The organism is Burkholderia sp. AcTa6-5, assembly GCF_017815075.1.
In the GTDB taxonomy this organism is placed as follows: Bacteria; Pseudomonadota; Gammaproteobacteria; order Burkholderiales; family Burkholderiaceae; genus Burkholderia; species Burkholderia sola.
This window is the reverse complement of the sequence record NZ_JAGIQE010000005.1, coordinates 91,150-107,136: the sequence shown is the minus strand read 5'-3', so window position 1 is coordinate 107,136 and position 15,987 is coordinate 91,150. Positions and strand designations below refer to the sequence as shown.

Annotated in this window: 3 protein-coding genes; all 3 read right to left on the bottom strand. The window is 72.6% G+C overall.

Annotated features, from left to right (window positions below):
* Positions 1 to 18: 18 nt before the first annotated feature.
* From J8I33_RS09070 to J8I33_RS09060, 3 genes are read right to left on the bottom strand one after another with little or no spacing between them, the layout of a single operon-like run.
* On the bottom strand, positions 19 to 1,050 hold the full coding sequence (locus J8I33_RS09070) for a GNAT family N-acetyltransferase (protein ID WP_050012614.1): 1,032 nt from the start codon (positions 1,048 to 1,050) through the stop codon (positions 19 to 21).
* Positions 1,040 to 6,028, bottom strand: coding sequence for a non-ribosomal peptide synthetase (locus J8I33_RS09065; protein ID WP_209934716.1), 4,989 nt, complete (start codon positions 6,026 to 6,028; stop codon positions 1,040 to 1,042). The genes J8I33_RS09070 and J8I33_RS09065 overlap by 11 nt, the downstream gene beginning before the upstream one ends.
* Positions 6,029 to 6,037: 9 nt before the next feature.
* Positions 6,038 to 15,730, bottom strand: coding sequence for a non-ribosomal peptide synthetase (locus tag J8I33_RS09060; RefSeq protein WP_209934709.1), 9,693 nt, complete (start codon positions 15,728 to 15,730; stop codon positions 6,038 to 6,040).
* Between the last annotated feature and the right edge of the window lie 257 nt (positions 15,731 to 15,987).

Below are 15,987 nucleotides of genomic sequence, written 5' to 3'. Positions count from 1 at the left end.
ATCGGTGAATCCGGCCCGTCAGACGTGACGGCCGGAGAAGAACGTCTCGCGCAGCGTGCGCATCCACAGCGGCTGCGCGTCGGCCAGCGCGAGACGGCGCTGCCGCGCGAAGCCATGCCGCGCGAGATGGTCGGCAACCCGCGTGTGGCCGGCCGGAACGGCACAGCCGACCGCTTCGGTACGCAGGTCGTCGAGAAACAGGTAATGCACGACGGACGGCAGCCAGCCGGCCACGCGGTGCGCACCGCGCCAGCGCGGCTCGCCGACCAGCATCCGCAGCCCGCGGTCGTAGTCGCGCGCCGCGACGTGCGGCGCGAGCGCGTCCTCCTTCAGCCAGAACGCTTCGAAATACGCGAACGGCTCGTCGTCGAAACAGCCGACCAGCCGCGTCACGTGCGGATCGGTTTCCTGCGCGCCTTCCGCGCCGCGTGGCGCGGGCTGTGCGCCGGGCCAGCCGTCGCGCACACGCGGCTCGTCGAACCAGCGCGCGAGCCGCTCGGTGTCTTCCGCCGGCTGCCAGCCGCGCAGCGTGAAGCGCACGCCGAGCGCCGGCAGGTCGCGCGCATAGACGTCGCCGCGCGGTGCGGGCGGACGGCGCGGATGACGCCGGCCGTCGGTGATCGTCGGCAGCGTCGCGCACGGCAGCGCCGCGCCGACGCGCCACAGGTCGGCCTGCTGCGCCCAGCCGTCGCGCAGGCAGCGGCCGCCGTCGGCCAGCACGCCGCTCGCGCGCAGCGCGTCGAGCGCGACCGCCGGCCATGCGGCCGGGTCGAGCCGAATCGCCGCGTGGCGCGCGCTGTCCGAGAACGCCGCGGCGAGTGCGGCCAGCAGCGCCCGCCGCTGATCGGCCGGCGCCGCGCGATGGTTATAGGCGACGAGGCGCAGCGCGCCGTCGTCGCCGAGCTGCGCGCGCAGCAACTGCGCGCCGATACCGTCGCCCTGCGCGACGCGGATCTCCGCGCCGTCGCGCGCGGCGAACAGGCCGTCCGCGAACGCGAGGCGGTAGGTATCGAGCATCGTGAATCCGTCCGGGCGCACTTCAGCCAGCATGGCGCGCCTCCTGTCCCGTTTCCGCTTGCGCATCGAGCCGCGCGCCGAGCGCCGCGAGCGTCGGCGCCGCGAACACGTCGGCGACCGTCAGCGCATGACCGGCACGACCGGCCACGTCGACGAAGCGCACGACGTCGAACGACGTCGCGCCGGCTTCGAACAGGTCTGCATCGGCCTCGGGTGCGGCCGTCGCGAACGTGTCCGACCACAGCGCGGCGAGCGCGGCGGCCGCATGGGACGACATTGCATGGGGCTGGGTCGCGGCGCCGGCGCGTGCGCCGGACGCAGCGTGCGCGGCTGCGTGCTTATCAGGTGCGCCGAGCGCCGCCTCCGACGCGCCGGCGAACCGCGCGACTTCGTCGTGATACAGATCGACGAGCGTCTCGACGAAATCGCGCGCGAGCAGTTCGTCCGCATACGAGAACGCGGCGCTCACGCGGCCATCCGGATGCTCGACGACGTCCAGCTCCAGCGTGAACACGACGCGATGGCGCACGTCGTCGAATCCGGCCAGCGACAGACCGGCCCAGTCGCGTGCGGCGGCGCCGGTCGGGCGCAGGTAGTTGAACATCACCTGGAACAGCGGATTGGCCTGCGCGGCGCGCGGCGCACGCAGCGCGGCCACGACGTCGGCGAACGGCACGTCGGCATGCGCATAGGCGGCAAGCGCCGTGTCGCGCACTTGCGCGAGCACGTCCGCACGGCGCGCGGACGGGGCGATCCGCGTGCGCACGACGACCGAGTTGATGAACAGGCCCAGCGCGGCGCGGGCCGCGTCGCCCGTGAGTTCGCGCGTCGACGCGAGCACGCCGACCGGCTGGTCGGCCGCGCCCGTCGCGCGGAACAGCGCGGTGTTGAGCGCCGCGTGCAGCAGCATCGGCAGCGTCGCGTGCGAGGCCGACGCGGCGTCGCGCGCGGCGCGAATCAGTGGCGCATCGAATTCGAATGCGATGCGGGCCGCGCGCCATTGCGGCACGGCCGGCGCATCGGTGCGCTGCGGCAATATGCGCGACGGCAGATCGGCGAGCGCATCGCGCCAGTACGCGACGCGCGCCGGATGGCACGGCGCGGGCAGCACGAGCGGTGGCGCGGCCGGTTCGACGGCTTCACCGGCCGGCACGGCGCTGCGCTGCACGCGGGCGACATAGCGGGCGCGCACCGCGTCGAGCCACAGCTCGATCGATTCGCCGTCCGACACGATGTGGTGGATCGTCACCGACAGCACGTGATCGTCCGCACCGAGCCGCAACACGCGGGCGCGCCACAGCGGCGCGTCGGCCGCGAGGTCGAACGGGGCGAGCGCATCCGCGTCGGTCAGCGCGGTCGCGCGAGCCAGCGCATCGGCTTGCGCCGACAGGTCGATCACCGGCAGATCGACGGCAACGTCTGCGTCGATCCGCTGGCCCGGCAGCGCGCCGTCGCGGACGACGAGCCGCGCGCGCAGCGCCGGATGCCCGGCGGCGGCATCCGCGAACGCGGCGCGCAGCGCATCGACGTCGAGCGGGCCGCGCACGCGCAGCGCGACCGGAATGTTGTATGCGGCGCTGTCCGGCTGCGCGCGCCACAGGAACCACAGGCCGAGCTGCGCGGGCGACAGCGGCCACACGCCGTGCGCGTCCGGTTTGGCCATGGCGACGCCCGGCGCCGTGGCGCCGGTATGCGCGGCGCGCGGCGCATCGGCCACCTGCCGCGCGTATTGCGCGAGCACGGGCGCCTCGAACAACGCACGCACCGGCACGTCGCGGCCGAGCCGCTCGGCCACGCGCGTCGCGACGCGCACGGCTGCAAGCGAATGGCCGCCGAGGTCGAAGAAGTGATCGCCGCGGCCCACGCGTTCGAGGTTCAGCACGTCGCACCAGATCGCCGCGAGCGCGGCTTCGTCGCCGTCGTGCGGTGCCTCGTACGCACGTTCGACCCGCACCGGCGCCGGCAACCGCGCGCGGTCGACCTTGCTGTTCGCGTTGCGCGGCAACGCGTCGAGCACGATCAGTTGCGCGGGCACCATGTAGTCGGGCAGCGTGCGGCGCAGGTGCGCATCGAGCGTCGCGGCTTCGACCGGCTGCGCGGCCGCCTGCGCTTCGGCGGTCAACTCGACATACGCGACGAGTTGCGCGAGCGCGCCCTGTCCGTGCACGACCGCGCAGGCTTCGCGCACCGCGTCGTGCGCGGCGAGCTGCGCTTCGATTTCGCCGAGTTCGATGCGCAGGCCGCGCAGCTTCACCTGATGATCGACGCGGCCGATGAAATCGAACACGCCGTCCGCGCGGCGCCGCACGAGGTCGCCGGTCCGGTACAGCCGCGCGCCCGGCACACCGTACGGATCGGGCACGAAACGCTCGGCCGTCAGCGCCGGCCGGTCGAGGTAGCCGCGTGCGACGCCGATGCCCTCGCCGCCCAGATACAGTTCGCCGATCACGCCGACCGGCAGCGGATGCAGCCGCGCATCGAGCACGTGCGCGGTGCGCGCGCCGACCAGCGTACCGATCGGCAGATACGCGGCGTCGCCGAGCTTCGCGAGATCGTCGCCGGGACGGAACATCCACAGCGTCGGCGTGATGACCGTTTCGGTCGGGCCGTAGCCGTTGACCACGCGCACGTTCGGCAGCGCGCGGCGCAGCATCGCGAACGCCTCGCGCGACGTCGCCTCGCCGCCGACGGTCAGCGAACGCAGCGTCGGCGGCGCGCCGTGCGCGAGCGCCCATTCGGCGAGCTGGGCCGCGCAGCCGGGCGGCACGTAGGTCATCGTCACGCCGTCGCGGATCATCATCGCGCAGGTCTGCGCGGGCGGCCACAGCACGTCGGCCGTCACCGACACGGCGGCGCCCGACATGTATTGCGAAAACCAGCCTTCGTGCGCGCCGTCGAAATTGACCGACTGGAACAGCAGGAACACGTCGTGCTCGCCCGCGCCGTAGCGCTCGGCGATCGCCGCGCAATGCAGCGCGAACGACGCGTGGTCGACGATCACGCCCTTCGGCTTGCCGGTCGAACCCGACGTGTAGATCGCATACGCCGCATGACCGGGCAGCACGTCCGGCAGCGCGACGTGCGCGGCTTCGTCGAGCGCGGCGATTTCGTCCGCGCGCCAGATGCGCAATTCAGGCAAGTCGGGCAGCGACGCGGCGCTCGCGGCGTCGGTCAGCACGTGCGCAATGGCCGCATCGCCGACGATCTGCGCGAGCCGTTCGCGCGGATGAGCCGGATCGAGCGGCACGAACGCGGCGCCCGACTTCAGCACCGCGATCAGCGCGACGAGCAGGTCGACCGAGCGCTGCAGCGCGACGCCGACGCGCATCTCGGGCCGCACGCCGGCCGCCACCAGATGGCGCGCCAAACGTGCGGCACGGGCATCGACCTCGCCGCGCGTCAACGCGCGATCGATATCGGCGACACCGCGTGCGTCGGGCCGCGCGTGCGCATGGGCGGCGATGCGTGCATGCACCGGTACGAACGGCTCGGCGGCGGTCGCGCCGGCCGGCGCGTTCCACGCGAAGAGCTGCGCGCGTTCGTCGGCAGGCAGCCAGTCGAGATCGCCGATCGGCAGATCCGGGCGCGCGAGCGCATCGGTCAGCAGCGTGACGAAGCGCGCGGCCAGCCGTGCGATCGCATCCGCGTCGAACAGGTCGAGCGCGTAGATGAAGGCGGCGTCGAACGTGCCGTCCGGCGTCGCTTCGACGGACAGCGTCAGGTCGAATTTCGCGGACGGCGTGCCCGACGGCAGCAGCGCGGCCGACGCCGCGCCGAGCGGCGGCAGCGCGCGGCGTTCGCCATACGCGGCCATCACCTGGAACAGCGGATGGTGGCTCGCGCTGCGCGGCACGCCGAGCGCGTCGACCACCTGCTCGAACGGCACGTCCTGGTGCATCTGCGCATCGACGAGCGCACGCTGCGTACGCGCGACCAGCGACGAGAAATCGCCGTGCGCGGGCACGTCGACGTCGATCGCGAGCGTATTGACGAAGAAGCCGATCAGGCCGGCGACTTCCGCGCGCTCGCGGTTCGCGGCCGGCACGCCGACGCAGATCCGCGCGTCGCCGGTCGCGCGCGCCAGCAACGCATCGAGCGCGGCGAGCAGCACCGCGAACGGCGTCGCGCCGGACGCGGCCGCGAACGCGCGCAACTGCGCAGCGACGCGCGCGTCGAGCGAAAACACATGGCGCGCGCCGCGCGCACTGCGACGGGCCGGCCGTGCGGTCGCGCCGGGCAGCGTCAGCACGCCGCGCTGCGGATCGAGCCGTTCGCGCCAGAACGCGAGCTGACGGTCGCGCTCGCCGGCATCGAGCCAGCGGCGCTGCCACAGCGCGTAGTCGGCGTACTGAATCGGCAGCGGCGCGAGCGTCACCGGTTCGCCCGACGCATACGCGCGATAGAACGCCGCAAGCTCGAACAGCATCACGCCCGACGACCAGCCGTCCGACACGATGTGATGGACGGTCAGCGCGAGCCAGTGATGCGTCGCGTCGAAGCGCACCAGATGCGCGCGCACGAGCGGCGCCGTGCCGAGATCGAACGGCTCGCCTTCGTCGGCCGTCGCGACGGCTTCCGCGCGTGCCGCGCGCTGCGCGTCCGGCAACGCTTCGAGATCGGTTTCGCGCCACGGGCAGCGCAGCGGTGCGTGGATCGTCTGCGCGACGCCGTCCTGCGCTTCGTCGAAGGTCGTGCGCAGCGCCTCATGGCGCGCAATCAACGCGTCGCATGCAAGACGCAGCGCATGTACGTCGAGTGGCCCCGTCAGCGCGAGGCGCTCGGTGATGTGGTACGCGTCCGGCGCATCGATCAGCCGCGCGTGCAGCCACAGCCGCGTCTGCGCGAACGATGCCGGCACGCGATCGCTGCGCGGCGTGCGCGGCGGGATCGGCAGCACGCGGAAGTCGATGCCGGCCGCGCCGAGCTTGTCGATGAAGACCGCACGCTGCGCGTCGGGCAGTTGCGCGAAACGCGTCGCGAGCGCGAGCCAGTCGGGTTGAACCTTCGTCATCCGTCGTCCTTATTGGGTTTCCAGTTCGCCGAGCAGCGCGTCGATCGCGCTCGCCGCATCGGTCGCGCCGCGTGCCGCGCAGGCCACGTCGATCGCTTCCGCGCAGCGCGCCAGCGTGCGCGTGTCGAACAGCGTGCGCAGCGGCAGCGCGAGCCCCCAGTGCAGGTTCGCCTGCGCGTGGGCCTGCGTCGCGAGCAGCGAGTGGCCGCCGAGCAGGAAGAAATCGCCGTCGCGGCCGATCGCGTCCACATGCAGCACGCGCTGCCAGATGTCGGCGAGCGCGCGCTCGGTATCGGTCGCGAGTTCGACGGCTTCGGTCGCTTCGCGCACCGGCGCGGGCAGCGCATGGCGGTCGCATTTGCCGTTCGGCGTGACCGGCAATGCATCGAGCTCGATCAACTGCGACGGCACCATGTACGCCGGCAGTTGCGCGCGCAACGCACCGAGCAGCGCTGCACGGTCGAGCGGGCCCGCGTCGCCGCGCGCGACATAGCCGATCAGTTGCGCGTCGCGCACGACCACGACCGCATCGTTGACGCCCGGCGCCGCGCGCAGCAGCGCCTCGATCTCGCCCGGCTCGATCCGCTGGCCGCGCAGCTTCACCTGCGTGTCGACGCGGCCGAGGTAGTCGAGCGCGCCGTCCGCGCGCCGGCGTGCGAGGTCGCCGGTGCGGTACATGCGGGCGCCTGGCACGAACGGATCGGGCACGAACCGCTCGGCAGTCAGCGCCGGACGGCCGAGATAGCCGCGCGCAAGGCCCGCGCCCGCGAGATACAGTTCGCCGGTCGCGCCGGCCGGCACCGGCTGCCACGCGGCATCGAGCACGTGCAGTTGCAGGTTCGCGATCGGATGGCCGATCGGCACCGCGACCGCCTGCGCGTCGTCGGGGCCGCAGGTCCAGTGCGATACGTCGATCGCGGCCTCGGTCGGCCCGTACAGGTTCACGAGCGTCGCGTTCGGCAACAGGCGCGCCATCTTCGCGACGAGCTCGGGCGCCAGCGCCTCCCCGCTCGCGACGATCAGGCGCACGCTGTCGCATTGCGCGGCGGCCGAGAAATCGTCGAGATGCGCGGCGAACGCGGCCAGCATCGACGGCACGAAATGCAGCACCGTCACGCCGTGCGCGTGAATCGCGGCGGCCAGGCGCGCCGGATCGCGGTGATCGCCCGGCGCGGCGATCGCGAGCTTCGCGCCGATCGCGAGCGGCCACACGAATTCCCACACCGACACGTCGAAGCCGAACGGGGTCTTGTGCAGCACGACGTCGTCGCGCGTCAGCCGGTACGCGTGCTGCATCCACGCGATCCGGTTCGCGAGCGCGCCGTGCGTGTTGCCGGCGCCCTTCGGCTTGCCGGTCGAGCCGGACGTATAGATCAGGTACGCGAGCTGCGCGTCGTCGATCGCGGCGGCTTCGTCGTCAATACCGCCCGCCTCGTCGGCCAGCAGGTCCGCGACCGTCAGCAGTTGCGTATCGGCGCCCTCGCCCAGCGCGGCCTCGACCTGCTCGCGCAGATGCGCCTGCGTGATCGCGACGGCCGGCCGCGCGTCGCGCAGCAGGTACGCAATGCGCTCGGCCGGATAGTCGGGATCGACCGGCAGGTACGCGGCGCCGGCCTTCAGCACGCCGACGAGCGCCATCACCATGTCGAACGAGCGCTCGACGCACAGCGCGACGGGTGTGTCGGGCTGCACGCCGCGCCGGCGCAGTGCGGCGGCGATGCGCGACGTCGCGGCGTCGAGTTCGCGATAGGTCGCGCGCTGCACGCGGCCGTGAGCGTCCGCGTATTCGAGCGCGGTCGCGTCGGGTGTCGCCCGTGCCGCGTCGGCGAATTGCAGATGCAGCGGCTGCCGCTGTTCGGACGGCCAGACATGTGCGGTGTGCTGCGCATGCACGAGCGTATCGCGGGTCGCATCGTCGGCGATCGACAGCGTGCCCAGCAGCGCGTCCGGCGTACGGGCCAGCGCATCGAGCGCGCAGGCAAACGCGCGATGCCAGGTCTCGACCTGACGCGCGTCGACGCGTGCGGTGTCGTAGCCGTAGTCGATCGTCAGTTCGGCGCCGCTTTCGATTACGAGCGTCAGCGCGAAATCGGTCGCTTCGATGCTGCGTATGCCGCTCAACGCCAGCGCGCGCGGATCGGCGTCACGCACCGACTCGTCCACCGGATAGTTCTCGAACACGACCAGCGTGTCGAACAGTGCGCCGCCCGACCCGCGCGCCCAGCGCTGGATGTCGGCGAGCGACGTGTGCGCGTGTTCGGCGGCCGCCGCGTTCTCGCGTTGCAGCGCTTGCAGCCAGTCGGCCGCACGTTGCTGCGGCGCCGGCGCGGTGATGACCGGCAGCGTGTTGATGAAGAGGCCGAGCACCGAGTCGACGTCCGCAAGCGCATCGGGGCGGCCGGCGACGGTCGCGCCGAACGCGACGGCCGGCTGGTGCGTCATCCGCTGCAGCGCGAGCGCCCATGCGCCCTGCACCAGCGTGTTGACGGTCAGCTTCAGCGCGCGGGCGGTTTGCGCGACGCGCGCCGTCGTGTCGGCGTCGAGCGTCGCGCGCCACGTGACCATCTCGGCATCCGCGCGATCGGCCGTGCGCTCCGCGATCAGCGTCGGTGCATCGAGCCGCGCCAGGCGGTCGGTCCAGAAGCGCTCGTCGGCGTCGCGGTCGCGCGTGCCGAGCCATGCGATGAAATCGCGATAGCGCAGCGCCGGGCGGCTCGCGAACGGCGACACGGCGTCCGGGTCGCGGTAGTCGCGCAGCACGTCGGCGAGCAGGCGCGCGGTGCTCCAGCCGTCGAGCAGCACGTGGTGGCGCGTCCAGACGACCCGCCACGCATCGTCCGTCACGCGGATCAGCGTGAGCCGCATCAGCGGCGGCGCGCGCCAGTCGAAGCCGCGCGTGCGGTCGGCCGCGAGCCATGCGTCGAAATCGGCGTCGAGCGTGTCGCCGCGCGTGCGCCAGTCGAGTTGCTCGACCGGCATGCGTGCGTGCCGATGCACGCATTGCAGCGGCGCGGCTTCGTCCGGCATCACGCTCGTGCGCAGGATGTCGTGACGCGCGACGGACGCGTCGAATGCGGCCGCGAGCCGGTCGGCGTCCAGCGCGGTCGCGGTCGCGACGAGCTGGTTCACGTAGCTCGCGTGGCCGGGCGCGAACAGCGCATGGAACAGGATGCCCTGCTGCATCGGCGACAGCGGATACACGTCGTCGATCGCGCGCCAGTCGAGCGGCGCGCGTTCGATCGCGGCCTGCGTGAGGCCGGCGGCCTGCGCGAGCGGGAAATCGCCCGGCGTCGCGCCGGCGCCGCGATGCGCGACGCGCGACACGCATGCATCGACGAGTTCGCGCAGCGCGGTCGCGAAGCGTTCGGCGAATGCGTCGATCGTCGCGCGTTCGAATTGCGGCGCACCGTAGACCCAGTGCACCTTCAGCGTGCGCGCGCCGTCGCCGTCCGTGTCGAGGTACGCATGGATCGCGAGCGTATTGCCGAGCGGGCCTCGAGGATCGCGCTCGACGCCGGTGCCGCCGAAGCGCGGGACGAGCGTCGCGTCGCGCGGCGCGTCGAACTGGCCGAGATAGTTGAACGTGACGCGCGGACGCGGCACGGCGGCCAGCGCCGCACGCGTGGCCGCATCGCCGTAGTGCGCGAGCACGCCGAAGCCGAGCCCCTTGTGCGGCACCGCGCGCAGCGTGTCCTTGACCGCGCACAGCGTGTCGCGGGCCGTGGCTGCGACCGGCAGCGTCACCGGGTAATGGCTCGTCAGCCAGCCGATCGTGCGGCTGGCATCCGCGTCGTCGAACAGCGCTTCGCGGCCGTGCCCCTCGAGTTCGACCCGGCACGATGCGGCACCGCGCGCGCCGGCCAGCGCGAGTGCGAGCGCCGCGCCGAGCAGCTCGATCGTCTGCGTGCGATAGGCCGCGTGCGCGTCGGTCAGTGCGGCGCGGGTCAATGTCGCGTCGATCGTCTGCACGACGACGGCCACATCGGCGTTCGTCGCCGCTGCGTCGGGGTGATCGGGCGCGATGTCGTCGCCCTGCGCCGTGCCGGCCCAGTAGGCGGCTTCCGCTGCGAACGGCGACACCGGTTCCGTTGCCGCGCGGGCGAGCCGTGCGGCCCAGGCGTCCGCGCGCAGGCCCGGCTGCGACAGGCGGACCGGCGTGCGCTCGCATGCCGCGCGGTAGGCGGTGTCGAGATCGTCGAGCAGGATGCGCCACGACACGCCGTCGACGATCGCATGGTGAATCGCGAGATAGAGCCGCGTCGAACCGTCCGGCAGCCGTGCCGCGCATGCGCAGGCGAGCGGCCCGTTGCCGAGATCGAGACGGCGTTGCAGCGCGTCGAAGCGCGCCAGTGCATCGGCTTCGTCGCGTGCGGCGACTTCGACGAACGGCAGCGCGTCGTACGGCTTCGCCGCATCGCTCGCGTGCCACGTGCCGTCGGCGGCGCATGCGAAGCGCTGGCGGAATGCGTCGTGATGTGTGAGCAACGCGTCGAATGCGCGCGCGAATGCGTCCGCGTCGAACGCGCCGCGCACGTCGAACGACACCGACTGGTTCCAGTGGCCGCGGTGCGGGATATCGAGCGCGAAGAAGCGCTGTTGTGCGGGCGTCAGGATCGGCTTGGCAGCCGGCGTGGCCGTTGCAGGCGCAACCGCAGGGTGCTGCGCGGTGACGGCCGTGTCATCCGTTTTCGCGACGCGCGCGAGTTCGGCGACGGTCGGCCCGTCGAACAGCTGCTTCGGCGTGAAGCGGACACCGCGCTTGCGCGCCCGGGCGATCACCTGCAGCACGAGGATCGAGTCGCCGCCCAGTTCGAAGAAGTTGTCGTCGCGGCCGACCTTCGGCGCCTTCAGCACGGCCTGCCAGACATCGGCAAGCACCGTTTCGACCGCGCCTTGCGGTGCATCGCCGGACGCGACCACAACCGGCACGGCGGCCAGTTCGCGCAATGCCGCGCGATCGATCTTGCCGTTCGCGGTCACCGGCAGACGCGCGAGCGAGACAAACTGCGCGGGCACCATGTAGTCGGGCAGCGTCGCGGCCAGCGCGGCGCGCACCGCGGCTTCGTCGAACGCCGCGCCGTCGCGCATCACGACGAACGTCGCGAGCCGCAGGCGGCTATCGTGCTCGATCGCGAGCGTTTCAGCCTGCGCGATCGGGCCGGTCGCGCGCACGGCCGCACTGACCTCGCCCGGCTCGACGCGATAGCCGCGAATCTTCACCTGATCGTCGATGCGGCCGAGGAATGCCAGACGGCCGTCCGTGCGCAACCGCACGCGGTCGCCCGTCCGATACAGCCGCGCGCCCCGCGTGAAAGGATCGGGCACGAAGCGCTCCGCCGTTTGCGCGGGCCGGCCGAGGTAGCCGCGCGCGACGCCCGGCCCGCCCAGATACAGCTCGCCGGTCGCGCCGGCCGGCACGCACGCGCCGAACGCGTCGAGCACCAGCGCGCGCGCATTCGGCAGCGGCAGGCCGAGCGGCACGCCGCTCGCCGGATCGCGCGCGTCGGCGGCAATCGACGCCGTGTCGCACGCGATCGCGCCGACCGTCGCTTCGGTCGGCCCGTAATGGTTGATCACGCGGCAGGCCGGCGCGAGCGCGGCCAGCCGTGCGACGAGCGCCCACGTGAGCGTTTCGCCGCCCGTCACGAGCGCGTGGCGCGGCAGCACGTCGGCCGGCACGCGCGCGTCGAGCAGCGCCTGCAGGTGGCTCGGCACGATCTTCAGCACGCCCACGTCGCGGCGGCGCATTTCGTCGGCGAACAGGTCCGGATCGAACGCGCACGCGGCCGGCAGCAGGTGCAGCGTACGGCCCGCGCACAACGCGCCGAACAGCGTCGTGTGGCCGAGATCGGCCGCGACGGTCGACACCATCGCGAACGACGCGTCGGGCGCGAACGCGAGTTCGTCGAGCATCCCCTGCACGTAGTCAGCCAGCGCGCCGTGCGACACGACGACGCCCTTCGGCGTGCCGGTCGAGCCCGACGTGTAGATCAGGTACGCGCCCTGATCCGGGTGCGGCGCGACGCGCATGCCGGCCGCATGGGCGAGCGTCGCGTCCTGCGCGAGCGCGTCGACGTCGAGCGGCTGCGTGTCGGTGCCGGCCGGCCACGCGGCCGGGTCCGCGACGAGCGCCCAGCGCGCGCCGCAGTCGGCGGCCGCCGCGGCGAGGCGCGCGGACGGTTGCGCCGGGTCGAGCAGCACGGCCAGCGCGCCGGCTTTCAGCGCGCCGAGCAGGCCGACGACGAACCGTGCCGAACGCTCGATGCAGACGACGACCGCCGCTTCGGCGGCGACGCCGCGTTGCGTCAGCGCCCGCGCGATGCGGTTCGATGCGTCGTCGAGTTCGGCGAACGTCAGCGAGGTCGATGCGTCAGAAAGTGCGACGCGATGCGGATAGGCAGCCGCCTGCCGCGCGAACGCGGCGACGATGTCGGCATGTTCGATGCGCAGCGCACGGCCGTCGCGCGGCTGGCGCGACGCCACCGATGCATCGCACGGCAGCGCGGCCGTCGTCGCGTGCGGTTCATGCGCGGCGGACGCGACGAGCGCCGCATAGCTGTCGAGCCACGCACGCGCGGTATCGGCATCGATGCAGTCGGTCGCATAGGCCGCGACCAGTTCGATCCCGTTCGCGTCGTCGGTGAAATCCAGCGCGAAATCGAAGCGCGCGGCGAGATCGGGCCCCGGCGTCGCGACCGCCGTGGCGCCCGGCAGCACGCTGTCGTGCCGTGCGTCGAACTGCTGCGCGAACTTCACGCGCAGCCATTCGTCGCCGCGCTTGACGGGCGGCTTCACCGCGTCGACGACGCGCTCGAACGGCACGTCCTGGTGCGCGACCGCGTCGAGCGCCGCGGTACGCGCCGCATCGACGAGCGCACGGAACGGCAGCGTCGGCGCCACGCGGACGCGCAGCGCGACCGTATTCAGGAAAAGACCCAGCAACGCACGCGTTTCGGGGCGCTGACGATGCGCGACCGGCACCGCGACGACGACGTCGGTTTCGCCGGTCAGTCGCGACAGCCATGCGTCGAGCGCGGCCAGCAGCACCGTGAAGACGGTCGCCTGAGCGTCGCGCGCGAGTTGCCGCACGTCGGCCGCGACCGCATCGGGCAGGCGCACCGATACGCGCGCGCCGTGCAGCGTGCGTGCGGCGCCCGGCTGGCGGTCGACCGGCAGCGCGAGCGGGCCCGGCACGTCGCACAACGCGCCGCGCCAGTAGTCGAGCTGGCGCTCGCCCTCGCCGCCGGCCAGCATGTCGCGCTGCCAGTCCGCGTAGTCCGCGTACTGGATCGGCAATCCGGGCAGCGACGGTTCGCGGCCTTCGGCATACGCGCAGTACGCAGCCGACAGTTCGTCGAACGCGCAACGCGAACTCCAGCCATCGGTGATCGCGTGATGCGCGGTCAGCAGCAGGCGGTGACGGTCGTCCGCGAGCACGACCAGCGTCGCGCGCAGCAGCGGGCCGCGCGCGAGGTCGAACGGTTCGGCCGCGTCGCGCTCGGCAAGACGCGCGGCTTGCGCGTCGCGGGCAGCCGGCGGCTGCTCGCGCAGGTCGACCGACGCGATCGACACCGGCAGATGCGCGTGAATCCGCTGCATCACGACGCCGTCGTCGTTGTCCACGAGTGTCGTGCGCCACGCTTCATGTCGGCCGATCACGTGATCGAGCGCGCGCTGCAGCGCGTCGCGGTGGAGCACGCCGTCGATCGTCCAGTGCGCGGCGATGTGATACGCCGCGCTTGCGTCGCGCGTTTGCGCGAGCACCCAGAAGCGTTGCTGGGCGAGCGATGCCGCACGATCGACGTACGTCGCACCCGACGCGGCCGCATCGGCCGGCGCGCGGCGCGCGGCAATCGCGGCCAGCGGTTCGCCGGTCTCGCGTTCCGCGCGGTCGACGATTTCGGCCAGTTCGGCGAGCGCCGGATCGGCGAACAGCGTGTCGAGCCGCAGGTTCACGCGCATGGCGGCACGGATCGCGGCCTGCAACTGCATCGCGGCGAGCGAATCGGCGCCCAGCGCGAAGAAACGATCGTCGCGCGACGGCGTGGCGTCGAGGCCCAGCAGCGTCTGCCAGAGGCCCGCGATCTGTTGTTCGGTCGGCGTGCGCGGCGCATCGCCCGCGGCTTGCGTCGTGTCGCGCGCGGCGGCAATCCGCTGGGCGGCAATCCGCTGGGCGGCAATCCGCTCGCGCAGCGCGGCACGGTCGAGCTTGCCGTTCAGCGTGTAAGGCAGCGCATCGCACCGCACGAACCCGTGCGGCTGCCACGCGGCCGGCAATTGCGCGGCCACATGCGCCTTCAATGCGGCATCGTCGGCCGCCGCGCGCAACGCGACGCACGCGATCAGCCGCGTCGGCCCGTTGGCGGTGTCGGCCATCACGGCCGCGTCGGTCACGGCCGGGTGCGAGCGCAGGCACGCGGCGATTTCCGCCGGTTCCACGCGCACGCCGCGCACCTGGACCTGATCGTCGAGGCGGCCCAAATAATCGTATGCGCCGTCGTCGCGCAGGCGTGCCAGGTCGCCGGTGCGATAGACGCGCGCGCCGGGTTCACCGTCCGCATCGGGAATGAAACGCTCGGCCGTGAGCGCCGGGCGACCGTGATAACCGCGTGCGACGCACACGCCGCCGAGCAGCAGTTCGCCCACCCCATCGGCGTCGGCGCCGTCGATGCACGCGACCCGCGGGCCGATCACGCGGCCGATCGGCAGCGACGCATACGCGTCGTCCGCGGCCAGCACCGGCGTCTCGCCCGGCTCGACCGGCCACAGCATCGGCGAGATCACGGCTTCGGTCGGCCCGTAACCGTTGATCAGGCGCACCGCCGGGAACGTGCGGCGCACGAATTCGAACGCCTGCTGCGGCAGCGCTTCGCCGCCGAACGCGAGCACGCGCAAGGCCGGCGGCACGCCGTCGCGCGCGGCGACGGCCGCGAATTCACGCAGGTACGCGGGCGGAAACGCGGCGACGTTCACGGCTTCGCGCACCATCAGCGCATGCGCGTCCACCGGCGCGAACGGCTGCGGCGGCGCCACGACGATGCCGGCGCCGACCGCGAGCGGCGCGAGCCAGCATTCGTGCGCGGCGTCGAAGTTGACCGACGCGAAATGCAGCAGACGGTCGCCGCCCTCGATCGGCAGCGCGGCCGCGAGCGCGTCGCAATGCGCGGCGAGCGGCCCGTGCTCGACGACCACCGCCTTCGGCGTGCCGGTCGAGCCCGACGTATAGATCATGTAAGCGGCCGAACGCGGATGAACGGTCACGATGTCGTCATCGAACACGTGATCCTGCGCGACGCCCGATGCTTCCACCGCTGCGTCGAACGCGTGTTCGAACGGCGTGCCGAGCGCCGTGCGGCCGGCGGCGTCGACGATGCCGTGCCGCAGTTGCGCGTCCTGCACGATCCAGTCGAGGCGCGCGGCCGGATGGCGCGGATCGAGCGGCACGAACACGCCGCCGGCCTTCAGCACGGCCAGCAGCGCGACGAACAGGTCGCCCGACCGCTCGACGCACACGCCGACCCGCACTTCGGCGCCGACGCCGGCCGCCCGCAGTTGCCGGGCGAGTTGCGACGCACGTGCGTCGAGCGCACCGCGCGACAGGCGCAGGTCGTTCTGGAAAGGCACCGCGATGGCGGGTGCGTCGGGCGCGATGCGCGCCAGTTCGCGGATTCGGTGATGCAGCGCAGTCGGGAAACTCGTCATGTGCGTGAAATCCTTCGGTCCGGCCGCTTCGGCCAAGTCTCGGGGCCGCTTGGGGCGGCTTCACTGGTGTGACGAACGACGCGGCCGATTTTTTACCGCTTTGTGCGCAAAATGCGTGCGACCGCTTTTTTTGGCGATGTCGCTAAATATTTGCGCGGCCCGTTCGTCTATCAGGAAGGAAAGCCGGAACGGGGCGCGCCCCGCTCGCCGCTTTCGCGTCAGATTTGCCGTTTTTCGCGTTATTGCCTGCCTTCCCT